General features: G+C 68.0%; 23 protein-coding genes and 2 pseudogenes. 18 read left to right on the top strand and 7 right to left on the bottom strand.

Features of this window, described 5'->3' with window-relative positions:
• Positions 1 to 139 precede the first annotated feature (139 nt).
• Positions 140 to 589, top strand: coding sequence for a GNAT family N-acetyltransferase (locus tag IPJ61_RS00915; protein ID WP_297102107.1), 450 nt, complete (start codon positions 140 to 142; stop codon positions 587 to 589).
• A gap of 63 nt (positions 590 to 652) precedes the next feature.
• Here the strand turns inward: IPJ61_RS00915 and IPJ61_RS00910 are convergent, their stop codons facing one another.
• Both IPJ61_RS00910 and IPJ61_RS00905 read right to left on the bottom strand, forming a co-directional pair.
• Positions 653 to 964, bottom strand: coding sequence for a VOC family protein (locus tag IPJ61_RS00910; RefSeq protein WP_459251242.1), 312 nt, complete (start codon positions 962 to 964; stop codon positions 653 to 655).
• A complete protein-coding gene (locus tag IPJ61_RS00905; protein WP_297102103.1) occupies positions 912 to 1,088 on the bottom strand; it encodes a VOC family protein in 177 nt (58 codons plus the stop codon). Before IPJ61_RS00905 ends, IPJ61_RS00910 begins: the two co-directional genes overlap by 53 nt.
• A 54-nt stretch (positions 1,089 to 1,142) precedes the next feature.
• On the opposite strand from IPJ61_RS00905, the gene IPJ61_RS00900 reads away from it, so the two are divergent.
• Positions 1,143 to 1,376: a ribbon-helix-helix domain-containing protein gene (locus tag IPJ61_RS00900; protein ID WP_297102101.1), complete on the top strand. Its 234-nt coding sequence runs from the start codon at positions 1,143 to 1,145 to the stop codon at positions 1,374 to 1,376.
• Here IPJ61_RS00900 and arr read toward each other — a convergent pair.
• The 3 genes from arr to IPJ61_RS00885 form a co-directional block, all read right to left on the bottom strand.
• Complete coding sequence (gene arr / locus IPJ61_RS00895) at positions 1,369 to 1,794, bottom strand: NAD(+)--rifampin ADP-ribosyltransferase (RefSeq protein ID WP_297102100.1); 426 nt, start codon at positions 1,792 to 1,794, stop codon at positions 1,369 to 1,371. The two genes, IPJ61_RS00900 and arr, sit on opposite strands and share 8 nt — an antisense overlap.
• A 38-nt stretch (positions 1,795 to 1,832) precedes the next feature.
• Positions 1,833 to 3,215 carry an MATE family efflux transporter gene (locus tag IPJ61_RS00890; protein WP_297102098.1) on the bottom strand — a complete coding sequence of 461 codons (1,383 nt, stop codon included), beginning with the start codon at positions 3,213 to 3,215 and terminating at the stop codon, positions 1,833 to 1,835.
• A gap of 84 nt (positions 3,216 to 3,299) precedes the next feature.
• A complete protein-coding gene (locus tag IPJ61_RS00885) occupies positions 3,300 to 4,052 on the bottom strand; it encodes a hypothetical protein (RefSeq protein WP_297102096.1) in 753 nt (250 codons plus the stop codon).
• 107 nt (positions 4,053 to 4,159) lie between these two features.
• On the opposite strand from IPJ61_RS00885, the pseudogene IPJ61_RS00880 reads away from it, so the two are divergent.
• A pseudogene (locus IPJ61_RS00880) lies at positions 4,160 to 5,277 on the top strand (TIGR03364 family FAD-dependent oxidoreductase).
• A 148-nt stretch (positions 5,278 to 5,425) separates the two neighbouring features.
• Here IPJ61_RS00880 and IPJ61_RS00875 read toward each other — a convergent pair.
• Both IPJ61_RS00875 and IPJ61_RS00870 read right to left on the bottom strand, forming a co-directional pair.
• A complete protein-coding gene (locus IPJ61_RS00875) occupies positions 5,426 to 5,629 on the bottom strand; it encodes a cold-shock protein (RefSeq protein WP_297102095.1) in 204 nt (67 codons plus the stop codon).
• A gap of 126 nt (positions 5,630 to 5,755) precedes the next feature.
• Complete coding sequence (locus IPJ61_RS00870) at positions 5,756 to 6,175, bottom strand: GNAT family N-acetyltransferase (protein ID WP_297102093.1); 420 nt, start codon at positions 6,173 to 6,175, stop codon at positions 5,756 to 5,758.
• 135 nt (positions 6,176 to 6,310) lie between these two features.
• Here IPJ61_RS00870 and cysE point away from each other — a divergent pair, with 135 nt between their 5' ends.
• The 15 genes and pseudogenes from cysE to IPJ61_RS00795 all read left to right on the top strand — a co-directional run bounded on the left by cysE (position 6,311) and on the right by IPJ61_RS00795 (position 26,895).
• Positions 6,311 to 7,129, top strand: a complete 819-nt coding sequence (cysE, locus tag IPJ61_RS00865) for a serine O-acetyltransferase (protein ID WP_297102091.1) — start codon at positions 6,311 to 6,313, stop codon at positions 7,127 to 7,129.
• A gap of 275 nt (positions 7,130 to 7,404) precedes the next feature.
• Positions 7,405 to 8,022 (top strand): 50S ribosomal protein L10, encoded by a 618-nt coding sequence (rplJ, locus tag IPJ61_RS00860; protein WP_297102089.1) that lies wholly within the window; start codon positions 7,405 to 7,407, stop codon positions 8,020 to 8,022.
• 53 nt (positions 8,023 to 8,075) lie between these two features.
• Positions 8,076 to 8,465: a 50S ribosomal protein L7/L12 gene (rplL, locus tag IPJ61_RS00855; protein WP_297102087.1), complete on the top strand. Its 390-nt coding sequence runs from the start codon at positions 8,076 to 8,078 to the stop codon at positions 8,463 to 8,465.
• 254 nt (positions 8,466 to 8,719) lie between these two features.
• The gene (rpoB, locus tag IPJ61_RS00850; protein ID WP_297102085.1) at positions 8,720 to 12,193 is read left to right on the top strand and encodes a DNA-directed RNA polymerase subunit beta; all 3,474 of its coding nucleotides are present in this window, start codon (positions 8,720 to 8,722) and stop codon (positions 12,191 to 12,193) included.
• 80 nt (positions 12,194 to 12,273) lie between these two features.
• Positions 12,274 to 16,215: a DNA-directed RNA polymerase subunit beta' gene (gene rpoC / locus IPJ61_RS00845; protein ID WP_297102083.1), complete on the top strand. Its 3,942-nt coding sequence runs from the start codon at positions 12,274 to 12,276 to the stop codon at positions 16,213 to 16,215.
• A gap of 285 nt (positions 16,216 to 16,500) precedes the next feature.
• Positions 16,501 to 16,872, top strand: coding sequence for a 30S ribosomal protein S12 (rpsL, locus tag IPJ61_RS00840; RefSeq protein ID WP_077340453.1), 372 nt, complete (start codon positions 16,501 to 16,503; stop codon positions 16,870 to 16,872).
• The gene (rpsG, locus tag IPJ61_RS00835) at positions 16,872 to 17,342 is read left to right on the top strand and encodes a 30S ribosomal protein S7 (RefSeq protein ID WP_297102080.1); all 471 of its coding nucleotides are present in this window, start codon (positions 16,872 to 16,874) and stop codon (positions 17,340 to 17,342) included. Before rpsL ends, rpsG begins: the two co-directional genes overlap by 1 nt.
• A gap of 118 nt (positions 17,343 to 17,460) precedes the next feature.
• Positions 17,461 to 19,507 (top strand): annotated as a pseudogene (gene fusA, locus IPJ61_RS00830) (elongation factor G).
• Between the two features lie 252 nt (positions 19,508 to 19,759).
• Positions 19,760 to 20,959: an elongation factor Tu gene (gene tuf / locus IPJ61_RS00825; protein WP_297102078.1), complete on the top strand. Its 1,200-nt coding sequence runs from the start codon at positions 19,760 to 19,762 to the stop codon at positions 20,957 to 20,959.
• A 94-nt stretch (positions 20,960 to 21,053) separates the two neighbouring features.
• Positions 21,054 to 21,620 (top strand): RNA polymerase sigma factor, encoded by a 567-nt coding sequence (locus tag IPJ61_RS00820; RefSeq protein ID WP_297102076.1) that lies wholly within the window; start codon positions 21,054 to 21,056, stop codon positions 21,618 to 21,620.
• Positions 21,599 to 22,756 carry a hypothetical protein gene (locus tag IPJ61_RS00815; protein ID WP_297102074.1) on the top strand — a complete coding sequence of 386 codons (1,158 nt, stop codon included), beginning with the start codon at positions 21,599 to 21,601 and terminating at the stop codon, positions 22,754 to 22,756. Before IPJ61_RS00820 ends, IPJ61_RS00815 begins: the two co-directional genes overlap by 22 nt.
• A gap of 263 nt (positions 22,757 to 23,019) precedes the next feature.
• On the top strand, positions 23,020 to 23,934 hold the full coding sequence (locus IPJ61_RS00810) for a hypothetical protein (protein WP_297102072.1): 915 nt from the start codon (positions 23,020 to 23,022) through the stop codon (positions 23,932 to 23,934).
• Positions 23,931 to 25,055, top strand: a complete 1,125-nt coding sequence (locus IPJ61_RS00805) for a hypothetical protein (protein WP_297102071.1) — start codon at positions 23,931 to 23,933, stop codon at positions 25,053 to 25,055. The genes IPJ61_RS00810 and IPJ61_RS00805 overlap by 4 nt, the downstream gene beginning before the upstream one ends.
• Positions 25,055 to 25,717, top strand: coding sequence for an ABC transporter ATP-binding protein (locus IPJ61_RS00800; protein ID WP_297102068.1), 663 nt, complete (start codon positions 25,055 to 25,057; stop codon positions 25,715 to 25,717). Before IPJ61_RS00805 ends, IPJ61_RS00800 begins: the two co-directional genes overlap by 1 nt.
• Positions 25,714 to 26,895, top strand: a complete 1,182-nt coding sequence (locus IPJ61_RS00795; RefSeq protein ID WP_297102066.1) for an ABC transporter permease — start codon at positions 25,714 to 25,716, stop codon at positions 26,893 to 26,895. The genes IPJ61_RS00800 and IPJ61_RS00795 overlap by 4 nt, the downstream gene beginning before the upstream one ends.
• Positions 26,896 to 26,950 lie beyond the last annotated feature (55 nt).

Raw genomic sequence — 26,950 nt, 5'->3', positions numbered from 1 at the left:
CTCGATGACGGGCATGTCGTAGAACCGAAGGCCCGGGAGGTGGCCTAGGCGACCTCCGAGTGATAGCCGTCAGGACCGTGCTAAAGAGCGGTGTAGGCTCCCGAGCGACGCGGTGGCGCGTTGGGGAGAGGACCGTGCGATGCCTGAACGAGACGACGGCGTCCGTGTCGCCAGCGTGGATGACGTCGTCTTTCTGGTTGCGAACGACCGGCACGTCCGAGGTGGCAACCTGGCGGATCTGGTGGCGACCGGTCGCATCCTGCTCGCCGAGGAAGAGGGAAGCGCGGTCGGGTGGCTGCGATGGGGTCTCTTCTGGGACGAGGTGCCCTTCATGAACATGCTCTTCGTGCTCGAGCCCTTCCGCGGAAGGGGGTGGGGCGACCGTCTGGTGAAAGCGTGGGAGGCCGGGCTGCGGGCTGACGGACACGACTACGCGCTGACATCTACCCAGTCCGATGAGGACGCGCAACACTTCTACAGGAAGCGCGGATGGGTCGACTGCGGTGCGCTGCTCCTGCCGGGGGAGCCGACGGAGATCGTCCTCCGCAAGGACCTGACGACTACCGAGCCCGTCGTCGCGTCACCCTGACTACCGGGCACCTCCGTCATGGACCATGCCAAACGCCCGAGGGCGAGCTTGGAACGGCGGTCGTCAGCTGAGTTCCTCAGCGAGTCCGATCAGGATGCCCTCGGGGCTGCGCACGTAGCAGAGCCGGTAGGCGTCCCCGTACCGGACCACGTCGTCGCTGACCAGTTCCGCGCCGCGTCTGTGCAGCCAGGCCAAGGTCTCGTCGATGTCGCTCACTTCGAACATGACGCGCAGGTAGCCCAACGCGTTCACGGGAGCCGTCCGGTGATCAGCGACGACCGACGGTTCGAGGAAGCGCGAGAGCTCGACCCGACCGTGTCCGTCAGGGGTGCGCATCATCGCAATTTCGACGCGCTGCTCGCCCAAGCCGGTCACGCGCCCACCACTCGTCCTCGACCATCGCCTGACCCTCAAGCTCCAGTCCGAGTTCGCGGAAGAACTCGACCGCGGCGGCGAGATCTTCGACGACGATGCCGACGTTGTCCATCCTCACGCTCATGGCGCCATTCTACGAAGGCGGTTCTCCGGCGCGACTTCGCCGTAGCCTTTCGACATGACCGAGAGGATTGCGATCAGCCTCCCACCGGAGCAAGTAGCAGCTGCCTGCCGCGCAGTCGAAGAGGGGCGCGCGGCGTCTGTTTCCGGGTTCATCAGCGAGGCCGTAGCCCGTTCTCAGCGCGAAGGCAGCCTGACCAGGTTGCTTGATGATCTCGATCGGGAGTTAGGGCCTGTGAGCGACGCGGATCTCGCTTGGGCCGACGCAGCGCTGTGTGGCGGCGTCAGTTGATGATCTCCGCATTGCTCTCACGCAGTGCGGCGAGCCGCTCCCGCCAGGTGTCCAGGGCCTCGGGCGTCAAACGGGCCCAGTCGGTCACCTCATCCACGACGAGGAGGGGCACGCTCGTCCGGTAGGAGCGGGTGGGGTTTCCGGGGAACTTCTTGTCAGTGACGTTCGGGTCGTCCTCGAAGGGGCCGGTAGGCTCAACGAGGTAGACGTGCGGTTCCGCACCATCCGGGCCGAGCATGGCCGCGATCTCCGCAGCGAGGCCCGCCCCCTCGCGTAGCGCGGTGAAGTAGACGTGATTCATGATGATCTCGGACCGGTAGTTCGAGGCATGACCAGCGGTCAAGTGTGACCCGCGTGGAAGCTCGGCGCGCGTCCCATGGAAGAAGGGCCCTTCATCCAGCTGCCGCGTTCCCGTCATGCCGCCATTGTTCCAGGCGCCGGAGAGCGTGTTTGGGCTCAGCTCGCGCGCACGAGTTCGGTGGGTGGCGTGGAGGCGAGGGCCTCGGCCTGCAGCGCGATCAGCCTGCGGCGGTGCCCGAACCACGAGATCACGAGTGGAACCAGCGCGCCGACCCAGGCCAGGGGGCCGGCCAGCGCGACGCCGAGGAAGCCGAGCGGGCCCACCAGCAGCAGGCCGGCGGCGGCGCGGAACACCAGTTCCATGAACCCCGCGACCGTCGGCATGAGGGTTGCACCGAGGCCTTGAATCGCTTGCCGCAGCACGAACAGGCTCGCCAGCACCGGATAGAAGAATGCCTGGACCGTCAGGTAGTCGTGCGCGAGCCTCACGATGCCGGGCTCGCTCGTACCGATGAAGAGTTCGGCGATCGGGGTTCCGAAGGCGACCAGCGTGACGCCAAGCACCAACGAAAGACCCCAGGTCACCAGACTGATCTGCCACACTCCGCGACGGATCCGAGCCCACTGCCCTGCGCCCTGGTTCTGCGCGACGAACGTCACCATGGCGACGCCGAAGGACGACAGCGCCGCGATCGCGAGCTGGTCGATGCGCATCCCCGTGGTGGCCGCGGCCACGGCGTCGGGGCCGAGTCCGTTGACAGCCTGCTGCAGCACGATGGCGCCGATCGCGATCACCGACATCTGGAAGCCGAGCGCCATGCTGGGACGGACGGACTCGGAGGTCTCGCCGTGGACCGGTGTCCAGTCGGCGCGGGTGAGACGCAGCGCGGGCGTGCGGCGCAGCACCCACCAGGCGCACCCGACCGCCGAGGCAAGCTGGGCGACGGCGGTAGCCAGGGCGGCGCCCCGGACGCCGAGGCCTGCGGCGCCGATGAAGAAGAACACCAAACCGGCGTTGAGCACGCTGCACGCGATCAAGAAGACAAGCGGCGTCCGGCTGTCGCCCAACGCCCGGACGGCGGCGGTCACGTAGTTGAAGGCCATCGTCGCGGGTGCCGCCCAGAATGAGGCAACCAGGAAGGAAGTCGCGTCCGCCATCAACTCGGGCGGGATGCGCATGAGGGTCAGCAGCGGCTCCGCGAACAGCGTTCCGGCGGCGGTCACCGCCACAGCGACTGCTGCTGAGACCAGAGCGCCGAGCGCGACGAACCGGCGGGTAGCGGCCAGGTCTCCTGACCCGAACGAACGGGCTACCGGGATGGCCATGCCGCCCGCCGCGCCGAAGGTGAACCCGAGCAACAGGAAAAGGACGCTGCTCGTCGATCCCACGGCCGCCAGCGCATTGACGCCAAGCAGGCGTCCGACGACGACGGCATCGGTGAAGTGGTAGATCTGCTGGAACACGCTGCCCAGCAACAGGGGGATTGCGAACAGCACAACTACACGGACGGGCGAGCCGACCGTCAGGGTCTTGGTCATGAAAGATACTCTCCGGGCGCGCGGGCACGCCTGGTCGTGAGCGGATGAAGGGGAAGTCCGGCAGCGCCGGGCGAGCCCACCAGCTTACTCCTGGTCTGCCCCCGCACGCACATCCGCGGACACCTGCCTCAGCACTGGATCGGCCAGGATGCGTGCGGGGGTGCAGAGCGTCTGTCCGAGACGGGCGAAGAGCTCATCCCGGCTGCCGAAGTAGCCCTGATCTGCAGTGACGAAGCACGAAAGGTCGTAGGCGCTCGCTGGGGATCGGCCGGTCCAGTCGACGGCGCACCGCCCGGCGGCCTCGAAGAGGGTCTCGTCGCCAGCGTTGGTGAAAGCGGGCCCGCCACGGCATCCGATCGGGCCGAAAAGCTCCGAGGGGGAGCGCCAATCATCCACGAGGAACTCGGGCCACGCGAGAACGATCTGGTCGGGAAGGAAGCCCCCGATGCGCGGGAAGCGCGGATACCAGAACGAGCGGTCGATGAGCAGTGCCCGAACGCGAGTTGCGACGCCGACCGTTCGGGCAACGCTCTCCAGGATCGCGAGTCGCTGACTGCACGATCCGAAGCCGCGCGCGAGCGTGCGCGACGTCGGCGTCGCCTCGTTCAGCGCGTAGACGGGGCGTACCTCGTCGCGAATGATCGCATGTGCGGAGGCCAGCGTCGCGAGTTCCCCCGGCTCGCCGGCGAGATGTCGCGACCTGCTTACGAGGCGCTGGATCTCGTGGGCACGATAGTCGAGGATCGGTGTCGCGGCCGTCGATCCCGGGTGATCCGCGGTCCCCGCCGCCGATGCATCACGCCGATACCAGGGCGTGAGGAGCGTCGTGAACGGCATCTCCAGATCATGCCTTGTGCAGCAGGCTCCTACGAGTGAGTCCAGGGGAGCGGTCCGCGAACACCGGACGGCTCCTCGCCGGGTCTGTCTGTGCCACAGTGGGCGGCATGGTCGAACACGCATCCCGTCCTGCTAGCCGTAGGGCTGTCGCCGACGATGAGTACGACGTGGCCGTGGTCGGCGCGGGCATCGTCGGCCTAGGCCTCGCCGCGGCCGCGCTCGCGCGTGGGCTCCGGGTCGTCGTCGTCGAAAGGGCCGGTGTCGTCCAGGGCGCGAGTGTCCGGAACTTCGGTCATGTCGGCGTGACGATCCACGGGGGGAGGCCGCTGCGTTCGCGCGGCGGAGCCGCGAACTGTGGTTGCGGCTGGGGGAGCGAGCCGGGTTCTGGCATCGGGCCTCCGGGGCGGTGATGGTCGCCCGCCACGAGGACGAACTCGCGGCGCTGCGCGAGTCGGGTGTGGGGCGGCTGCTCAGCGCTGCCGAGACCGCGGACCTCGTTCCCGTCGCCGACGCCGTCGGCGGGGCGCACCTGGCCGACGACCTCCAGGTGGACCCCCGTGAGGCGGCGCCCGCCGTCGCGAAGCATCTGGCCGCCGAAGGAGTCGCGTTCCACTGGCGCACCTCCGCTCTGGGAATCGAGCCCGGCATTCTCCACACGTCGCGCGGCGAGATCCGGGCGGCAACCATCGTCGTGGCCGTCGGGCACGACGTCGACCAGCTGTATCCGGTGATCGCCGAGGGCGAGGGCATCCAGCGGTGCGCGCTCGACATGATGCTGGCCGACGGCGTAGGTCTGGGCCTGCCGCTGCTCACCGGCTCGTCGATGCTGCGCTACTCGGCCATCGCTGGCGCGCCGTCGGCCGCCGACATCCGCGCGCGGCTGGAGCGGCAGGAACCCGGCGTGTTCGCGCACGACGTCAACCAGATGTACACCCAGCGCCCCGACGGGACGCTGATCGTCGGCGACACCCATGACGTCGGCGTCGCGGTCAGTCCCTTCCAAGATGAGAGGGCCTTCTCGCTGCTCGAGCGGCTGAGCGCCGACCTGTTCGGCCACCCACTGCGGATGCGGCAGCGGTGGCAGGGCGTGTACGCGAAGGGGCCCGGAGACTTCCTCCGAGTCGCGCCTGCCGACGGTGTCCGGATCGTGTCCGTCACTACCGGCATCGGCATGTCCACGGGCCTGGGCCTTGCGGAGTCGATCATCGCCGACCTCTGGGGCTAGGGCCCGATACGAAAGCAGAAGATGGCCTACGACGGACCAGGACACTGCTCGCTACGGCCCCCGCTTTCGCAACAAGCTCTAGCCGCGTCGTCGTGGGACGCACGAACGCCCCGGCCGAAACCGGGGCGCTCGTGCGTGAGATCTGGGGTCAGAGTGCGGTGACGTTGACCGCCTGCGGACCCTTGTCGCCCTGCTCTACGTCGAACTCGACGCGCTGCGCCTCTTCGAGGCTGCGGAAGCCGCGAGCCGTGATGGAGGTGTGGTGGACGAAGAGGTCCTTGCCACCATCATCGGGAGCGATGAAGCCGAAGCCCTTTTCGCTGTTGAACCACTTGACGGTTCCTTGTGCCATTGCTGTGTATCACTTTCTTCAGGCGGTGCGGCCCAAACTGCGACCGCACACCCCTACTGTTTCACATTTGGGCGCAAACGGAAGAGTCGAGGGCGCGTCGCGCGGTAAAACGGTGCAGCGAGCGGGCTAGTCGAACCGGACGAACGCGCGGATCGGATGCTGCATCTTGCGGATCTCGGTGAACCCCATCCGCTGGTAGAACGCCTGCTGGCGCGGCTCGTCGTCGGTGATCAGCACCTTCTGCCGCACGCTCAGGAACGGCTCGAAGACGCGGTCGAAGAGCCGCCGGCCGATCCCCGCGCGCTGATACGACGGTGCCACCAGGATGTCCTGCAGGTAGACGATGGTGAGGCCGTCTCCGACGACGCGGGCGAGGCCCATCAGGTTCCCGTCGTCGCGCGCACTCACGACGCGGAGCGAGCGGGCGACGGCGTCGTGCAGCAAGGCCGGGTCGCGCGAGTAGATGGTCCAGCCGACACTGCTATAGAGCGCGGCGAGTTCCTCGGCCGCGGGCAGGTCGTGATCGGTCAGGGCGATGTCTGCCATGTCCTGATCCTATGCAACGGTTGCGGACGAATCTGTCTTGACGCTGTCGGCTGAGCGCGAAAGTGGCGCGGACCAGGTTGGGAGCGCACCCGGCCGGTGAGTACCCTGGGGCCGAGCACCGCCCAAGGAGAGCCCATGGATCCCGCGCGCATCGTCCCAGACGACCAGGTCTGGATGGCCATCAAGTCCGAGTGCGCCCGCGCGGCCGAGCGGGAGCCGCTGCTGGCCGGTTTCCTTTACGCGACGGTGCTGAGCCAGCCGGACATCGAAGAGTCGCTGAGTTACCTGCTCGCCAGCAAGCTCGACAACTCGACGCTGCCGGCGCTCGGCGTGCGGGACATCATCCTTCAGGTCCTGAGTGAAGACGAGTGCATCCAGCGGGCGATCCTCGCCGATCTGCAGGCCGTTGTCTCGCGCGACCCCGCCTGCCCCGGATACGCCAATCCGCTCCTGTACTTCAAGGGCTTCCAGGCCATCCAGGCATACCGCGTCGCGCACCACTACTGGCTCCAGGGCCGCAAGCCGCTGGCGTGGTACCTCCAGAGCCGCATCTCCGAGGTGTTCGCCGTCGACATCCATCCCGGTGCCCGGATCGGGAAGGGCATCATGTTCGACCACGCCACCAGCGTCGTGATCGGTGAGACCGCGGTGGTCGAGGACGACTTCTCGATGCTGCACGAGGTGACGCTCGGCGGCTCCGGCAAGGAAGGCGGCGACCGTCACCCCAAGGTCGGCCGCGGCGTGATGATCGGCGCGGGCGCGAAGGTGCTCGGCAACATCCGGATCGGAGAGGGAGCCAAGATCGGTGCCGGCTCGGTCGTCCTGAAGGACGTCCCGGCGCACACGACGGTCGCGGGCGTTCCCGCGAAGGTCGTCAACGTGCCGCCGTCGTCACTGCCGGCGTTCGACATGATCCAGACCTTCGACGAGGACTCCTTCGACCCCTGCATCTGACCTGCCGGGGTCACGCCACGAGGGGAGTGCCGGTCGCGATTTGGCCGACGGCGCCGACGTCGGATAGCGTGTGCTCCGCCGAAGACCGCAGGTGACGCAAGTCATAACGCCGAAAGGCACCCGCGCAGGTGATCGTGAGCCAGTCCCGTGGCGACGCAAGTCGGAATGGGTTGAGCCCCGCGCCTGCCAGCGTGGGGCTTTTTTGTGTGCCGGTCCGAGGTCCTTGGGCCTCCCTCTGGGAGGGTCGAGGTGTTCAGAATCGGAAGGAGACCCACATGGCGAGGCCGGATAAGGCTGCCAAGGTCGCGGAGCTGAAGGAAGAATTCAGCACCTCCGCGGCGGCAGTGTTGACCGAGTACCGCGGTCTCACCGTCAAGGACCTGCGCACCCTGCGCCGGTCCCTCGGTGAGGACGCCACCTACGCCGTTGCGAAGAACACCCTTGCCGCGATCGCCGCCAAGGAGGCGGGCATCGAGGGGCTCGACGAGTCCCTCACCGGCCCGACCGCCATCGCGTTCGTGAAGGGCGATATCGCCGCTGCCGCAAAGGGGCTGCGTGACTTCGCAAAGGCCAATCCGTTCCTGGCAATCAAGGGTGGTGTGCTCGAGGGCAAGTTCCTCGACTCCCAGGCCGTTCTGAAGCTGGCCGACCTCGAATCCCGCGAGGTCCTGCTGGCGAAGATGGCTGGTGCGCTGCAGGCCAACCTGGCCAAGGCCGCCTACATGCTGGCTGCCCCGCTGTCGCAGGGCGCTCGCGTCTTCGGCGCGCTGCAGACCGCCGCTGAGGCAGACCCCTCCCTGATCGGTGGCGCCGGCTCCGCGCCTGCCGCCGAGGCCACGGACGAGACCCCCGCCGCGGATGCGGCAACCGAAGCAGCACCTGCTGCGGAGTGATCCGTTTGCAGCGCCCGCTGCTGACACACACTTAAGTGAAAGGAACGCCCATCATGGCGAAGCTCACCAACGAAGAGCTCCTTGATGCCTTCAAGGAGATGACCCTGATCGAGCTCTCCGAGTTCGTCAAGCTGTTCGAGGACACCTTCGGTGTCACCGCTGCCGCGCCCGTCGCCGTCGCCGCTGCCGCCCCGGCCGCCGCTGCCGAAGAGGCTGCCGAGGACGAGGGTTCCGGCAAGGTCGACGTCATCCTGACCTCCGGTGGCGACAAGAAGATCGCCGTCATCAAGGAGGTGCGCGCGCTCACCTCGCTCGGCCTCAAGGAGGCGAAGGACCTCGTCGAGGGCGCCCCGAAGCCGGTGCTCGAGCAGGTCGACAAGGAGACCGCCGAGAAGGCGAAGGCTGCCCTCGAGGCTGCCGGCGGCTCGGTCGAGGTCAAGTGATCTCGGTTCTCTAGATCCGACGGCGAGGCCCGCCCCCTGCGGGGGAGCGGGCCTCGCCGCGTTTCCGGTGCCGGCGCGGACGCGTCTGGCGTGTCGGGTTGCCCCGCAGCGCGGCGCGGCTACCATGGTTTGCTTCCCAGGGTCGCTTGCAGTAGAGTGGTTGTTTGCCCAGCTATGCGTTTGTCCCGTGATTTGACACGGGTCATTCGCCGTGCACGGATTACAGCTTCAAGCGTTCTTGGAAGGACCGTATCTTGGCCGCCTCGCGCTCCGCGATGAAGAACACCAATGTCGTCTCGTCCACCGGTCGGATCTCGTTCGCGAAGATTCACGAGCCGTTGGAGGTACCCAACCTCCTGGACCTGCAGATCGACGCATACAACTGGCTGATCGGTAACGAGACCTGGCGCGCCTCCGTGGAGGCGCAGCTGGCCGCGGGACGCACCGACGTCAACACCCGCTCCGGCCTCGAGGAGATCTTCGCCGAGATCTCGCCCATCGAGGACTTCAACGAGACGATGTCGCTGTCTTTCCGCGACCACCGCTTCGAGGACCCGAAGTACACCATCGAGGAGTGCAAGGACCGCGACGTCACCTACGCAGCTCCGCTCTTCGTGACCGCCGAGTTCGTCAATAACGACACGGGCGAGATCAAGTCCCAGACCGTCTTCATCGGCGACTTCCCGCTGATGACCGACAAGGGCACTTTCATCATCAATGGCACCGAGCGCGTCGTCGTGTCGCAGCTCGTGCGTTCGCCCGGCGTCTACTTCGAGCAGACCCCGGACAAGACGTCGGACAAGGACATCTTCTCCTGCAAGGTGATCCCGTCTCGCGGCGCGTGGCTGGAGTTCGAGATCGACAAGCGCGACATGGTGTTCGTGCGCCTCGACCGCAAGCGTAAGCAGAACGTCACCGTTCTGCTGAAGGCGCTCGGCTGGTCCGAGGAGAAGATCCTTGAGGAGTTCGGCGCCTACGAGTCGATGCGCCTGACGCTGGAGAAGGACTCCGTCCGCACCCAGGACGAGGCCCTGCTCGACATCTACCGCAAGCTGCGCCCGGGCGAGCCGCCGACGCGTGACGCGGCGCAGCAGCTGTTGGAGAACTACTACTTCAACCCGAAGCGCTACGACCTCGCGAAGGTCGGCCGGTACAAGATCAACAAGAAGCTGGGCCTTGAGCTGCCGTTCGACCAGCAGGTCCTGACCATCGACGACATCGTCGCGGCCATCCGCTACGTCGTCGCGCTGCACGAGCACCTTGAGACGCTCGACGGCCTGCCCGTCGAGGCAGACGACATCGACCACTTCGGCAACCGTCGCCTCCGCACCGTCGGCGAGCTGATCCAGAACCAGCTGCGTACCGGTCTCGGCCGCATGGAGCGCGTCGTCCGCGACCGCATGACGACGCAGGACATCGAGGCGATCACGCCGCAGACGCTGATCAACATCCGGCCGGTGACCGCGGCACTGAAGGAGTTCTTCGGCACCTCGCAGCTGTCGCAGTTCATGGATCAGAACAACCCGCTCGCGGGTCTGACCCACAAGCGGCGCCTTTCCGCGCTCGGCCCCGGCGGCCTCTCCCGCGACCGCGCCGGCATGGAGGTCCGTGACGTTCACCCGTCGCACTACGGCCGCATGTGCCCCATCGAGACCCCTGAAGGCCCGAACATCGGTCTCATCGGCTCGCTGGCGTCGTTCGCGCGTGTCAACGCCTTCGGCTTCATCGAGACGCCGTACCGCAAGGTCGTCGACGGTCACATCACCGACCAGATCGACTACCTGACCGCCGACGAGGAGGACCGTTACTCGATCGCGCAGGCCAACGCCGCCGCGGACGAGGACGGCCGCCTGACGGAGGAGCGCGTGCTCGTCCGCCTGAAGCACGGCGACGCCGACGAGGTCCCCGTGGCCGAGGTCGAGTACATGGACGTGTCCCCGCGTCAGATGGTGTCCATCGCCACCGCGCTGATCCCGTTCCTCGAGCACGACGACGCGTCGCGCGCCCTCATGGGTGCCAACATGCAGCGCCAGGCGGTCCCGCTGATCCGCAACGAGGCCCCGTTCGTCGGCACCGGCATGGAGTACCGTGCGGCGGTCGATGTCGGCGACGTCACCCTTGCCAAGAAGCCGGGCGTCGTCAGCTCCGTCTCCGCGGACCTCCTTGAGGTGGCCAACGACGACGGCACCTACATCAGCTACAAGCTGGACAAGTTCGTGCGTTCCAACGCCGGCACCTGCATCAACCAGCGCCCGCTGGTCGGCCCCGGCGACCGCGTCGAGGTCGGCACCCCGCTGGCCGACGGCCCCTGCACCGACCAGGGCGAGCTCGCGCTCGGCAAGAACCTGCTCGTGGCGTTCATGCCGTGGGAAGGCCTGAACTACGAGGACGCGATCATCCTCTCTCAGCGCATCGTCCAGGACGACGTGCTGACGTCGATCCACATCGAGGAGTACGAGGTCGACGCCCGCGACACCAAGCTCGGCGCCGAGGAGATCACCCGCGAGATTCCCAACGTCTCCGACGAGATGCTTGCGGACCTCGATGAGCGCGGCATCATCCGCATCGGCGCCGAGGTCTCGGCCGGCGACATCCTTGTCGGCAAGGTCACCCCGAAGGGCGAGACCGAGCTGACGCCGGAGGAGCGCCTGCTGCGCGCCATCTTCGGTGAGAAGGCGCGTGAGGTTCGCGACACGTCGCTCAAGGTGCCTCACGGCGAGTCCGGCACGGTCATCGGCGTGCGCGTCTTCAACCGCGAGGACGATGACGAGCTGCTGCCCGGCGTCAATCAGCTGGTTCGCGTGCACGTCGCGCAGAAGCGCAAGATCTCCGACGGCGACAAGCTCGCCGGCCGCCACGGCAACAAGGGCGTCATCTCGAAGATCCTTCCCGTCGAGGACATGCCGTTCCTCGAGGACGGCACCCCCGTCGACATCGTGCTGAACCCGCTGGGCGTTCCCTCGCGAATGAACGTCGGCCAGGTGCTGGAGAATCACCTCGGCTGGATCGCCAAGACCGGCTGGGACGTCACGGGCATCCAGGAGGCGTGGGCCGAGCGCCTGCGCGACGTCGGCCTCGGCCGCGTCGAGGGCAACGCCAAGGTCGCGACCCCGGTGTTCGACGGCGCCAACGAGCGCGAGATCGCCGGCCTGCTGAACAACTCGCTCACCACCCGCGACGGCGATCGTCTGATCGACGCCACCGGTAAGGCGCGCATCTTCGATGGCCGCACCGGCGAGCCGTACGAGGAGAAGATCGGTGTCGGCTACATGTACATGCTGAAGCTGCACCACCTCGTCGACGACAAGATCCATGCGCGTTCGACGGGCCCGTACTCGATGATCACCCAGCAGCCGCTGGGCGGAAAGGCGCAGTTCGGCGGCCAGCGCTTCGGTGAGATGGAGGTGTGGGCGCTCGAGGCCTACGGCGCCGCATGGGCGCTCCAGGAACTGCTCACCATCAAGTCGGACGACGTGCCTGGTCGCGTCAAGGTCTACGAGGCCATCGTCAAGGGCGAGAACATCCCCGAGCCGGGCATCCCTGAGTCGTTCAAGGTGCTCGTCAAGGAAATGAAGTCGCTGTGTCTGAACGTCGAGGTCCTCTCGGACGACGGCCGGGTCATCGACCTGCGCGAGTCTGAGGACGACATCCGGGCGTCCGAGGACTTCGGGATCGACCTCGGTCGGCGCCCGGGCGCGGACAACTTCATGGACGTCGGCGAAGTCTGAGTCGAAGCGCTCAGTCAGAAACCTAGAACTCAGACTTTTACGGCACCTACTGCCCTAAGTAGGGGAAAGAGAAGCAAAACGTGCTGGACGTGAACTTCTACGACGAGCTGCGGATCGGCCTGGCGAGCGCCGACCAGATCCGCGAGTGGTCGCACGGCGAGGTCAAGAAGCCGGAGACCATCAACTACCGCACGCTCAAGCCCGAGCGCGACGGCCTCTTCTGCGAGAAGATCTTCGGTCCCACGCGGGACTGGGAGTGCTACTGCGGCAAGTACAAGCGGGTCCGCTTCAAGGGCATCATCTGCGAGCGCTGTGGCGTCGAGGTGACCCGCTCCAACGTGCGTCGCGAGCGCATGGGTCACATCGAGCTGGCCGCGCCCGTGACCCACATCTGGTACTTCAAGGGTGTGCCCAGCCGCCTCGGCTACCTGCTGGACATCGCGCCGAAGGACCTCGAGAAGGTCATCTACTTCGCCGCGCACATGATCACCGCCGTCGACGACGAGGCCCGCCACCGCGACCTCTCGTCGCTGCAGGCCAAGGTCGAGGTCGAGACCAAGCAGGTCGCGGCCCGCCGCGACGCGGACATCGAAGAGCGCATGCGCAAGCTGGAGGAGGACCTCGCGCAGCTTGAGGAGGAGGGCGCGAAGGCTGACATCAAGCGCAAGGTGCGTGAGGCCGCGGAGAAGGAAGCCGGCCTCATCCGTACCCGCACGCAGCGTCAGCTCGACCGCATCGATGAGGTGTGGTCGCGCTTCAAGACCCTCAAGGTCCAGGACCTCGAGGGCGACGAGACGCTGTACCGCGAGATGAAGCGCAAGTACGGCAAGTACTTCGAGGGCTCCATGGGCGCCGAGGCCATCCAGAAGCGTCTCCAGACGTTCGACCTGAAGGCCGAGGCCGAGAACCTGCGTGAGATCATCGCCACGGGCAAGGGCCAGCGCAAGACGCGCGCGCTCAAGCGCCTGCGCGTCGTCAGCGCGTTCCTGAACGGCGAGAACCACCCGTCGGCGATGGTCCTCGACGCGGTTCCTGTCATCCCGCCGGACCTGCGCCCCATGGTGCAGCTCGACGGCGGCCGGTTTGCGACGTCGGACCTCAACGACCTGTACCGCCGCGTCATCAACCGCAACAACCGCCTGAAGCGCCTGCTCGATCTCGGCGCGCCCGAGATCATCGTGAACAACGAGAAGCGCATGCTGCAGGAGGCCGTCGACTCGCTGTTCGACAACGGCCGCCGCGGCCGTCCCGTCACGGGTCCCGGCAACCGCCCGCTGAAGTCCATCTCGGACATGCTGAAGGGCAAGCAGGGCCGCTTCCGTCAGAACCTGCTCGGCAAGCGCGTCGACTACTCGGGCCGTTCGGTCATCGTGGTCGGCCCGCAGCTCAAGCTGCACCAGTGCGGCCTGCCGAAGGCGATGGCGCTCGAGCTGTTCAAGCCGTTCGTGATGAAGCGCCTCGACGACCTCAACCACGCCCAGAACATCAAGGCGGCAAAGCGCATGGTCGAGCGCCAGCGCCCCGTCGTGTGGGACGTGCTGGAAGAGGTCATCGCGGAGCACCCCGTGCTGCTGAACCGTGCACCCACCCTGCACCGCCTCGGCATCCAGGCGTTCGAGCCGCAGCTGATTGAGGGCAAGGCCATCCAGATCCACCCGCTCGTCTGCACCGCCTTCAACGCGGACTTCGACGGCGACCAGATGGCCGTGCACCTGCCGCTGTCCGCTGAGGCCCAGGCCGAGGCGCGCGTGCTGATGCTGTCGACGAACAACATCCTGAAGCCGGCCGACGGCCGCCCCGTCACCATGCCGACCCAGGACATGGTCATCGGCCACTACTTCCTGACGCAGGATCGTCCGGGTAAGGGCGAGGGGCGCGTGTTCTCGTCGGTCGCCGAGGCGATCATGGCGCTGGATCTCGGCGAGCTGGAAATCGGCTCCAAGGTCCGCATCCGCATGACCGGCATCGTCGTTCCGGGCGCCGAGCCCCGCGCCGACGGCTCGATCCTGCTGGAGACCACGCTCGGCCGCGCCCTCTTCAACGAGGCGCTGCCGGACGACTTCGGCTACGTGAACGGTGTCGTCGGCAAGAAGGTCCTCGGCCAGATCATCAACGATCTCGCCGAGCGGTACCCGAAGGTCGTCGTCGCCGCAGCGCTGGACGCGCTGAAGGACATGGGCTTCCGCTGGGCGTCGCTCTCGGGCGTGACGGTGTCGATCTCCGACGTCCAGACTCCGCCGCAGAAGGCCGAGATCCTCGAGGGCTACGAGCGTCGTGCCGCGAAGATCGACCGTCTCTACGAGCGCGGCTCCGTGACGGAGGACGAGCGTCGCCAGGAGCTGATCGCGATCTGGACCGACGCGACGGCCGAGCTGACCGAGGCGATGAAGGAGAACTTCACCACCGACAACCCCATCTTCATGATGGTCGACTCGGGTGCCCGCGGAAACATGACGCAGATGCGCCAGATCGCCGCCATGCGAGGCCTCGTGGCCAACCCGAAGGGCGACATCATCGCGCGGCCGATCAAGTCGAACTTCCGTGAAGGCCTTTCGGTTCTCGAGTACTTCATCTCGACGCACGGTGGCCGTAAGGGCCAGGCCGACACGGCTCTTCGCACCGCGGACTCGGGCTACCTGACCCGTCGTCTCGTCGATGTGTCGCAGGACGTGATCATCCGCGAGGAGGACTGTGGCACCGAGCGCGGCCTCACCAAGGTGATCGCCGTGTGGAGCACGCCGGGCACCGACGAGGAGTCGGGTCGCCCGATCCGGGTTCCCGCGCAGCCGTTCGCCGACGGCGCGACCGTCGAGACGTCCGGCGACGTCGAGACCGCCGTGTACGCGCGCACCCTCGCCGTCGACGCCGTCGACGCGGAGGGCAACGTCCTCGTCGCGGCGGGCACCGACCTCGGCGACGCGGAGATCCGCACGCTGGTGGATGCGGGCGTGACCGAGGTCAAGGTCCGCTCCGTGCTCACCTGTGAGTCCGCGGTCGGCACCTGCGCCATGTGCTACGGCCGCTCGCTGGCCTCCGGCAAGACGGTGGACGTCGGCGAGGCCGTCGGCATCGTCGCGGCCCAGTCGATCGGCGAGCCCGGCACCCAGCTCACGATGCGTACCTTCCACACCGGTGGTGTGGCCGGCGACGACATCACGCAGGGCCTGCCGCGCGTCACCGAGCTTTTCGAGGCCCGTCAGCCCAAGGGCAAGGCCCCGGTCGCCGAGGCCGACGGCGTCGTGCGCATCGAGGACGGCGACCGTTCGCGCAAGATCGTCATCGTCCGCGACGACGGTGGGGAGGACCTGGAGTACCCGGTCGCCCGCCGCACGCGTCTCGAGTTCGAGGATCACAACGGCATCCGCATCCACATCCGCGACGGCGTTCGCGTGGCCATCGGTCAGCAGCTGACCGCCGGCCAGGTGGACCCGCAGGACGTGCTGCGCATCCGCGGCCTCCGCAAGGTGCAGGAGCACCTCGTCGAGGAGGTCCAGCGGGTGTACCGCACGCAGGGCGCGCCTATCCACGACAAGCACATCGAGATCATCATCCGGCAGATGCTGCGCCGCGTGACGGTCATCGACTCCGGCGACACCACGATGATGCCGGGCGAGCTCGTGGACAGGGCCAGCTATGAGGCGTTGAACCGCAAGGCGCTGGCTGAGGGTGGCAAGCCCGCGGAGGGCCGCCCGGTGCTCATGGGCATCACGAAGGCGTCGCTCGCGACCGAGTCGTGGCTGTCGGCGGCCTCCTTCCAGGAGACCACGAAGGTGCTGACCGATGCGGCCATCCAGGGCCGGAGCGACTCGCTCGTCGGTCTGAAGGAGAACGTCATCCTCGGCAAGCTGATCCCGGCGGGTACCGGTCTCGACCGCTACCGCAACATCCGGGTGGAGCCCACAGAGGAGGCCCGCGCGAACGCCTACACGATGAGCTACGACCCGTACGACTACTCGTTCGGCTCCGACGTCATCGGCCCCGCCGTTCCGCTCGACGAGATGGACTTCGGCGAGATCCGCTGATTCGATCCCTGACAACGGGGCGTCCGCATCGCGCGGGCGCCCCGTTTTGGTCGCTGGTCGCGCGTGCGGTAATCTTTGTCACCGTGCCCGAACCCTCGGGCCCCTTGTGCGTGCCTTGGCATCACGGATCGCTCTTGACGTTGCGGAGAGCGAGACGTGCGTACAGTTCGCACGGCAGTGATTCACTTCACCACAGTCCGGTAACGGTGTTCCGGTCGGTGGCGTGGAGAAGCTGCGCCAGGGAAGGTAAACGCACACAGACAACGAAGAAAGTGATACCAGCAGGTGCCAACAATTCAGCAGCTGGTCCGAAAGGGCCGGACCGACAAAGTCTCGAAGAACAAGACCCCCGCGCTGAAGGGTTCCCCTCAGCGTCGCGGCGTGTGCACGCGTGTGTACACCACCACGCCGAAGAAGCCGAACTCCGCGCTCCGTAAGGTCGCGCGCGTGCGTCTGAGCTCCGGCATCGAGGTCACCGCCTACATCCCGGGCGTCGGTCACAACCTGCAGGAGCACTCGATGGTGCTCGTCCGCGGCGGTCGTGTGAAGGACCTGCCGGGCGTGCGCTACAAGATCATCCGTGGCTCGCTCGACACCCAGGGCGTCAAGGGCCGCAAGCAGGCTCGCAGCCGCTACGGCGCGAAGAAGGAGAAGTAATGCCTCGCAAGGGTCCCGCGCCGAAGCGCCCCGTGATCGCCGATCCGGTCTACGGCTCCCCGCTGGTCTCCCAGCTCGTGAGCAAGATCCTCCTTGACGGCAAGAAGTCCGTTGCCCAGTCCATCGTCTACGACGCCCTCGAGGGCACCCAGGCGAAGACCGGGATCGACCCCGTCATCACGCTCAAGAAGGCACTTGACAACGTCAAGCCGTCCATTGAGGTCAAGTCCCGCCGCGTCGGCGGCGCCACCTACCAGGTGCCGATCGAGGTCAAGCCGGGTCGCCAGACCACGCTCGCCCTCCGCTGGCTGGTCAGCTTCTCCCGCGCTCGCCGCGAGAAGACGATGACTGAGCGCCTCGTGAACGAGATCCTCGATGCCTCCAACGGCCTCGGTGCTTCCGTGAAGCGTCGCGAGGACACCCACAAGATGGCCGAGGCCAACCGCGCCTTCGCGCACTACCGCTGGTGATTCGACGCCCCCGCGCCCTTCACGGGCCGGGGGCTCTCACCTGTGAACTTCCTTTACTTACACACTGCATAAGGACAGCACAGTGACCGACCTGAACAAGGTTCGCAACATCGGCATCATGGCCCACATCGATGCCGGTAAGACCACCACGACCGAGCGCATCCTGTTCTACACCGGCAAGAACCACAAGGTCGGTGAGACCCACGACGGCGCCGCCACCATGGACTGGATGGAGCAGGAGCAGGAGCGCGGCATCACGATCACGTCGGCCGCGACGACGTGCTTCTGGCACAACACCCTCATCAACATCATCGACACGCCTGGCCACGTCGACTTCACCGTCGAGGTGGAGCGTTCGCTCCGCGTCCTCGACGGTGCCGTCGCCGTGTTCGACGGTGTCGCCGGCGTCGAGCCGCAGTCGATGACGGTGTGGCGCCAGGCCACCAAGTACGGTGTCCCGCGCATCTGCTACATCAACAAGCTGGACCGTACCGGCGCGTCGTTCGACCACGTCGTCAAGACCATCCGCGAGCGTCTCAACACCGATCCGGTGCTGCTGCAGCTCCCGATCGGTGCCGAGGGCGACTTCCTCGGTGTCGTCGACCTCGTGGAGATGCGCGCGCTGACCTGGCGCGGCGAGACCAAGATGGGCGAGGACTACGACGTCGAGCCGATCCCCGCGGATCTGCTCGAGGCCGCAGAGGAGGCGCATGCGACCCTCGTCGAGCGCGTCGCCGACGTCGATGACGACATCATGGAGATGTACCTCGAGGGCGAAGAGCCGTCGGTGGCACAGGTCAAGGCCGCCATCCGCAAGGGCGTCATCACGAACACGTTCACCGCGGTCGTCTGTGGCACCTCGTTCAAGAACAAGGGTGTGCAGCCCCTGCTCGACGCGGTCGTCGACTACCTGCCTTCGCCGCTCGACGTGCCCGCCATCGACGGCTTCAAGCCGGGCGACGAGTCGGTCCACCTGGAGCGTCAAGCCGTCCGACGACGAGCCGCTGTCGATCCTGGCGTTCAAGGTCGCCGCGGATCCGCACCTCGGCAAGCTGACGTTCGTGCGCATCTACTCCGGCGTCCTGCATGCCGGCTCGCAGGTGCTGAACGCGACCAAGGGCCGCAAGGAGCGCATCGGCAAGATCTACCAGATGCACGCGAACAAGCGTGAGGAGATCCCCCAGATCGGCGCCGGCATGATCTGCGCCGTCATGGGCCTCAAGGACACCACCACTGGTGAGACCCTGTGTGATCCGAACAACCCGATCGTGCTCGAGTCGATGACCTTCCCGGCCCCCGTGATCGAGCAGGCTATCGAGCCGAAGACGAAGTCCGACCAGGAGAAGCTGGGCACCGCGATCCAGCGCCTGGCCGAGGAGGACCCGACCTTCCGCGTCCACACCGACGAGGAGACCGGCCAGACCATCATCGCCGGTATGGGCGAGCTCCACCTGGATGTCCTCATCGACCGCATGCGGCGCGAGTTCAAGGTCGAGGCCAACATCGGCAAGCCGCAGGTGGCGTACCGCGAGACCCTCCGCCGCAAGGTGGAGAAGGTCGAGTACACGCACAAGAAGCAGACCGGTGGTTCGGGCCAGTTCGGCCGCGTCATCATCGACCTGGAGCCGACGGAGGCGGGCTCGGGCTACGAGTTCGTCAACGCCGTCACCGGTGGCCGCATTCCCCGCGAGTACATCCCCGCGGTGGACCAGGGCATCAAGGAGGCCATGCAGTTCGGCGTGCTCGCCGGCTACCCGGTCGAGGACATCAAGGTGACCCTGACCGACGGCGCGTACCACGACGTCGACTCCTCCGAACTGGCGTTCAAGCTGGCCGGCGCGCAGGCCTTCAAGGAGGCCGCCCGCAAGGCCGACCCCGCCATCCTGGAGCCGATGATGGCCGTCGAGGTGACCGGTCCCGAGGATTACCTCGGCACCGTGATCGGCGACCTGAACTCGCGCCGTGGCCACATCCAGGCCATGGACGAGCAGCATGGCAACAAGGTTGTCCGTGCGCTGGTGCCGCTGTCGGAGATGTTCGGCTACGTCGGCGACCTGCGCTCGAAGACCTCGGGCCAGTGGTCGTACTCGATGGAGTTCGACTCCTACGCCGAGACGCCCCGCAACATCAGCGAGGAGATCGTCGCCAAGGCAAAGGGCGAGTGAGCCGATAGGCCACCGCTCACGACCGGCCGGGAGGTTCGCCTCCCGGCCGGTCCTTTTCGCTGGTTGAGCCGTGCCGTGAGGCGCTAGCCGAACGCACGAGTCGAAACCAATGAGCCCGGTTTGACTGTGAATCCCGGATCGCTACGATTGGTCAGGTATGGCTCCGGGCGGTAAGCTCGGTCGCCGGACCCTCAGTGAGGAAAGACCACACGCCGCGCAATCCCGCACGGCGAGATCCAAGAAGGAGCCCTCGTGGCAAAGGCCAAGTTTGAGCGGACTAAGCCGCACGTAAACATCGGCACCATCGGACACGTCGACCACGGCAAGACCACTCTGACCGCGGCGATCACGAAGGTGCTTCACGACCGCTACCCCGAGTGGAACGCTGTCTCGGCGTTCGACCAGATCGACAAGGCGCCCGAAGAGCGCCAGCGCGGCATCACCATCTCGATCGCGCACGTCGAGTACCAGACCGAGAAGCGCCACTACGCGCACGTTGACTGCCCCGGCCACGCCGACTACGTCAAGAACATGATCACCGGTGCCGCTCAGATGGACGGCGCGATCCTCGTGGTCGCCGCCACCGACGGCCCGATGGCTCAGACCCACGAGCACATCCTCCTGGCCCGCCAGGTTGGCGTGCCGGCCATCGTCGTCGCCCTCAACAAGTGCGACATGATCGACGAGGCCGACGCCGACCTGATCGAGCTCGTCGAGATGGAGCTCCGCGAGATCCTCTCCGCGCAGGAGTTCGACGGCGACAACCTGCCGATCATCCGCGTTGCTGCCTTCCCGGCGCTGAACGGCGACCAGCAGTGGGCCGACTCCATCATGGAGCTCATGGACGCTGTCGACGAGTACATCCCGCAGCCGGAGCGCGACACGGACAAGCCCTTCCTGATGCCCGTTGAGGATGTCTTCACGATCACCGGTCGTGGCACCGTCATCACCGGCCGCATCGAGCGCGGCATCGTCAAGACCGGCGAGACCGTCGACATCATCGGCATCCGCGAGACCAAGCAGTCCAGCACCGTCACCGGTGTCGAGATGTTCCGCAAGATCCTCGACGAGGGTCGCGCTGGCGAGAACGTCGGCCTGCTGCTCCGCGGCACCAAGAAGGAAGACGTCGAGCGCGGCATGGTCGTCATCAAGCCGGGTTCGACCACCCCGCACACCGACTTCGAGGCCAACGTCTACGTGCTGAACAAGGAGGAGGGTGGCCGTCACAAGCCGTTCTTCTCGAACTACAGCCCGCAGTTCTACTTCCGTACGACGGACGTGACCGGCGTCGTCCAGCTCCCCGCTGGCACCGAAATGGTCATGCCCGGCGACAACACGGAGATGACCGTGCACCTCAACAAGCCGATCGCCATGGAGGAGAACCTCAAGTTCGCCATCCGTGAGGGCGGCCGCACCGTCGGCGCCGGCAACGTCACCAAGATCCTCAAGTGATCTGACTGACGAGCTGAAGCTCTAGAAGAGGGCCGGGTGGTTTCCACCCGGCCCTCTTCGTCGTTGGTGGGCGGCGTGCTGGTAGCCTCGCCACATGTCCATCCTCAATCTTCGCCGGGTCCCCGACCGGCACGAGCTTGAGGCACGATTCACGGCGTTCTACCGGGCGCACCGGGCGGACGCGCTGCGGTTCGCGCGGTTCCGGGCGGCGGGCTGCGATGCTGAGGCGCTGGTCGTGGACGCGTTCCTGCTCGCGTGGCAGCGCCTCGCGGCCAGCGGCGAGCTCAGCCCTGGCTGGCTGTACCAGGTGTTGCGGAACAAGATCGGCGACTACTACCGCTCCGCGAGCCGGCGCACCGCACCCGTCTCGCCCGAGGAGCTGCCCGACGACGCGTGGTTCCCCGATCCTGCCGACGACCTGGCGTGCCGCGCGGACGTGCGCCGGGCGCTGCGCTCGTTGTCGACGGCGCACGCCGAGGCGCTGCTGCTCGCGTACTGGTGCGACCTGAGCGGAGCCGAGGCCGCGCGGGCTCTGGGCCTCCGCGAGGGCGCGTTCCGCGCGCGGCTGCTGCGCGCCAAGCGTGCGTTCGCTGAGGCGTACGACGGCAACCCCGTCGCGGAGCGGGAGGGGGTGCTGGCATGGATCGCATCGAGCGACTGATCCGCGGCGCCAAACCGCCCGAGGAACTGAGCCCCCGCGCGGAGGAGGCCCTCGCGCGTATCCTCGCAACCCCCGCGGAGGTCCCGTTCCGTGAGTCGGCCGGGCATCAGCCGAACGCCACCCCGCCGTTCCTTGAGCCGGCCGTGAGGCGCCAGCCGAACGCCACCCCATCGTTCCTTGAGCCGGCCGTGAGGCGCCAGCCGAACGCCACCCCATCGTTCCTTGAGCCGGCCGTGAGGCGCCAGCCGAACGCCACCCCATCGTTCCTTGAGCCGGCCGTGAGGCGCCAGCCGAACGCCGTGTCGAAAGGTCCCGTCCTCGCGGGCATAGCCGCCGTCCTCGTCCTCGGCTTTGCGCTGTTCCTCAGCCCGCTCCTGGGAAGTGGTGGTGCGACGGCGGAGGCCGCGACGGTCCTGGACGCCGCCGCGCGCGCCGTTGACGATCAACCGACCCGTGCGGACCAGTACTGGAAGATCACCACACGCGGGGTGTACCCGCAGATCGTGGGGGACGGGGAGATGGACGCCCCCGACGCGGTCTACGCGCTGCAACCCGAGGTGCAGATCCGCTATGTGGCGGTCGACGGATCGCGCCCGGGATGGCTCGTGCAAATGTCGCTGCCGTACCTGCGCCAGGTGAGCGGTCCGCCGACGACGCTGCCGTCCAAGACGCCCAGGCCTGAGTCGTTCGTCGTCGAGGCGCCTGAGCCCAACTACCGGCTGGGCGAGCTGTCGCTCGACCCGGACGAGCTGCGCGACCAGCTGTACGAGCGCTCCGCGGGGCGCGGCAACTCGCGCCACGGGGCGGCGCTGGAGGAGGGCGCGACGATCCTGCGCGTCGGCTACGCCTCGGCAGACCTGCGGCGGTCGCTGTTCGCCGCGATGAAGTCGATCCGCGGGGTGTCCGTGCTGGAACACGGCGAGACGGAGGACGGGCGCGCCGTCGTCGTCCTCGGCCACGACGAGCGCCGCACGGGCGAGCGCACCGAGTTGCTGTTCGCGGAGGACACGGGCGAGTACGTCGGGGAGCGCACGCGCTCGGCGCGCGAGCCGTGGCGTGTCTCCGAGGCGACGTACGCCCGCGAGCTCGTTGACCGGATCGACGACGACCCCGCGCAGATATTGACCGCTCGTTGATTTCGACACAGGCCTGGCGCTTCGCGCAGCGGCCTGGCTCAATCCGGTGGAGCCGGGAATACCGCTGGTTGAGCCGACGCGCGAGCCCTAGCGAGCCGTCGTGTCGAAACCAATAGGCCGACCCAATTGGTTTCGACACAGGCCCGGCGCTTCGCGCAGAGGCCTGGCTCAACCAGCGTAAGGGCCGCGTAACAAAACCGCCCGCTCGTCCAAAGAGCCGGATAGGCGAGGCCACTGACTCCTCGCCGGGAGCGGAGGCGAGGATGAGACGAGCGGTGGCGGCGGGCCTGCTCTTGGTGGGTGGGTGCGCCCCGGACGCGGCGCCGGGGCCGGTGTCGGAGCTGACCGCGGAGGAGCAGGCGGCCTACCGGAGCCTGGCGAGGGTCTACGAGACCTCGAGCGACCTGCGCCGGGTGGAGGACGAGCTGATCCGGCGCTGCATGGCGGCGAAGGGGTCGCCCTGGCTGTCGTTCTCGCAGGAGGACTACGTCTGGGCTCCGTACAAGGCGCTGACGGTGGAGACCGCCGCGGAGTACGGCTACAGCATGGTGGCGTCGACGCCAGAGTCGAAAGCGTTCGACGAGAAGCACCAGGCGCACGAGGACTCCTTGACCGAGGCCGAGCTGGCCAAGCAGGCCGCGGACCTCAACGGCGGCCCCGGGGACACCAAGACGGTGGTGCTGAAGAACGGCGGCGAGCACACCTATCCCGCCGGCGGGTGCCGACGTCACGCGGAGGAGCAGCTCTTCGGAGACCCCGACGCGGTGTTCTTGCTGAGCGACGCGCTCAACAGCTTTTATGTGGACTGGGACGTGGTCCGCGCCACGCCGCAGGCCAAGGCTGTGACCAAGGAATGGTCGCGGTGCATGGCCGAGCGCAACCGGGTCTACGCCGAGCCCAGCGAGGCGAACGCCGAGGCCGCGGAGTCGTCCTCGCGGATCGCCTACGACGACGAGGGAAACGCGATGGGCACGGAGCGGACCGGCGTGAGCCCGACGGAGATCGAGATCGCCGTCGCCGACGCCACGTGCCGCGCGGAGACGGGCTACGACGAGACCGTGATCACGCTCCTCACGGCCGCCTACGCGCGGGAGGCGATGAAGATCGAAGGCGATATCCTCGCCGTCCTCGAGGTGTACGACGAGGCGATGGCGCGATCCCGGGAGCTGCTCGGGTGACGGGCCGGCGCTCGGTCGGGCGCATCGTCGTCTGGGTCACCCTGGCGTTGGCCGTCGCGGCGGGGCTGGTGCTCGTCGGGCGGTGGTCGGTGCCGCTGAACGAGCGGCCGGGGTTCGCTCCGCCGACGGCGATGCCGATCGTGGTCAGCCCGCAGATCGGCACGGTGACCGACCTGGTTCCGCTGAACGCGCAGGTGCAGTTCCGCTCGGCGGTCACCGTGCCGTTGCTGACCGCGCAGCCGGACGCGTTCCGGCACGCGGTCACCGCCGCCCCGCTGGACGTGGGCGATGAGGTGGAGGTCGGCGACCTGCTCGGGGAGGTCAACGGCGTGCCGGTCTTCGCGATGCGGGGGAGGGTGCCGTCGTTTCGCGTGATGTACGCGGGTGACCGGGGCGTCGACGTCGGGCAGCTGACGGCGTCGCTGGTGCGGCTCGGCTACCTCCGGGCTGAGGCGCAGGAGGTGACGCCGGCGGTTCTCACCGCCACCGAGCGGTTCCTGAACGACCGCGGGTACCGAGACCTGGGCGGGGCGCTCGCGAAGCATGGGATCGATGGGCGGTTGTTCGCCTTCGTTCCCGCGCTGCCAGCCACCGTCGCCGCGAGCCAGGCGGCGGTGGGCGCCATCGTCGATGAGGGAGCGGCACCTACCGTCACCCTGATCGCCGGCGATCCCGAGCTGGTCGTGGCGCCCGCTCGTGCAGGCGTCGAGCTGCCCGCGGGGGTGGCGATCTCCGCCACCTGCGGCAGCCGCACGCTCGCCGGCGAGCTGACCGACGACCGCGCCACGTGGCGGGCGTCCGACGAGCAGGGCGAGGGGGAGGCGGTGCCGGAGACCGGGTGGGTCGTCGACACGCACGATGCCGACGCCGAGACGGTCGGGGCCTCGTGCGCCGCCACCGCGACCGTCTCGCAGGGCGACGCCGACACTGTCTGGGTGCCTGCGGCCGCGCTGTTCAGCGCCGCGGACGGGACGCCGCAGCTGCGCATCCCGAACGACGACGGCGCGGGCTTCGCGGCGGTCGCCGTCGAGACCGGCGCCCCCGTGGGCGGCTGGGTGCCGCTCGTGGACCCGCCATCCACCTTGACCGCCTCGACGCAACTGCTCGCGGGCGACACCTGATGGCCGACTTCGCGCTCCGTGCCGCGGGCGTCAGTAAGCGCTTCGGCGGCCGCACGGTGCTCGAGGGCTTCCGCCTCGCCGTCGGTCGAGGCGAGTTCGTCGCTCTCACGGGCCCGTCCGGCAGCGGCAAGTCGACGGCGCTGAATATCGTCGGGCTCATCGCGACGCCGACGACGGGGCGTGTCGAGATCAACGGCACGGACCTGGCCGGTGCGCGCGATGTCGTCCGGAGCAGGCACCGCGGCCGGTACATCTCTTTCGTCTACCAGGGCTTCCACCTGGCCCCGACGCTCACCGTCGCCGAGAACGTCGAGCTCGGCGTGGCCAGCCAGCTGGAGCCGACCGCGGACCCGAGGACGCGTGTGGCCGAGGCGTTGGAGGTCGTCGGCGTCGGGCATGTGGCGCAGCAGTTCCCGGGAACGCTGTCGGGCGGCGAGCAGCAGCGCGTCGCGATCGCCCGCGCACTGGCCCGGCGCACCCCGTTGCTGCTGGCCGACGAGCCCACCGGCAACCTCGACCGAGGCAACGCCGACGCCATCATGGCGCTGATGGAGGCCCAGGTCGCGGCGGGCGCCGCCCTGGTGCTCGTCACGCACGACCCCGCTGTGGCCGCCCGCGCAGACCGGGTGGTCGAGCTCGCCACCCCGGGCGGGTCCGCGTGAGTACCGGGCTCCGGCTGGCGCTCCGGACCGCGCTCGCCTACCTCGCCCGCAACCGGGGCCGCGCCACGGCGGCCATCCTCTCAGCGGCGCTCGGCGCCGGGGTGCTTGCCGCCAGCTCTACCTTGGCCAGCTCTGCGCAGGCGGGCGTCGCCCAGCAGTTCCGCGACCTGAGATCGTCGCGGATCACGGCGTCGTCGATGGACGCCAGGCCGGGCTGGGCGAGCGATGCCCAACTCGCGCACACCGCCCGGCTGCCGGGCGTGCGGACGATCTGCTCCGCTGTTTCGGCCAGCGGTGCCGTGCCCGTGCGCACGTCGCTTCGCGCCCGTCCCGACTACGGCGCGCCCGTCTGGGCCGTCGGCCCCGGCTGCCAGGAGGCCCTCGGGATGCAGGTCAGCGCGGGCCGCGGACTCACCGCCTACGACCACGCCACGGACGCCCGGGTCGCGCTCCTTGGCGCATCCGTGGCCTCCGCGCTCGGGCTCACCGCGCTCACCGGCGACGACCGCGTCTACGTCGGCGGCGTCGCGTTCGCCGTCGTCGGCATCCTGGCCTCGGCCGATACGGCGGCGACGGATGGTCCGCTGCTCGTCTACGTCCCCACTCCCGCGTCCGGGGACGGCGCCGTCTCTGGTTGGGAGCCTGCGCCGAAAGTGATCGTCGATACGGAGCCCGCCGCCACGGACGCTGTCGCCGCGGCGTTGCCTGTGAGCCTGCAACCGGCCGATCCGGGCGACGTGTACGCGCTGGTCGGCGGCATCCCGACCGGACTCCAGTCGGCGGTCAGTGACCAGCTGACGATGCTGCTCGTGGCGCTCGGCGGGCTGTCGGTGGTGATCGGGTTGTTCGTGATGGGCAACCAGACGCTTCAGTCGGTGGGGCTGCGGCGAGCCGAGATCGCGCTTCGCCGGGCGCTGGGTCAGCCTCGGTACGTCGTCGTGCTGCAGGTGCTCGCCGAGACGGTGGTCTGCGGCGCCGCGGGCGGCTTCCTCGGCGCCCTGGCGGGTCAGCTGATGGCGGGGGCGGTCGCCGTCGGACAGGGCTGGCCGCCGCTGGCCGACATTCGGCTCGTGCCGCTCAGCGCGCTCGCCGGTGCCGTCGTCGGAGCCCTCGCGGGGGCCTACCCCGCCCACGTGGCCAGCACGACGGACCCGGCGGAGACGCTCAAGACGGGGTGAGGGATCGTTCCTTGGAACCCGAGGCCCACGGTGACGAAGGAGCCGCAGGGCCGTG

Source organism: Tessaracoccus sp., assembly GCF_016714275.1.
Taxonomy (GTDB): Bacteria; Actinomycetota; Actinomycetes; order Propionibacteriales; family Propionibacteriaceae; genus Arachnia.
The sequence above is the reverse complement of the archived record's forward strand: the minus strand, read 5'-3'. Positions and strand labels throughout refer to the sequence as shown.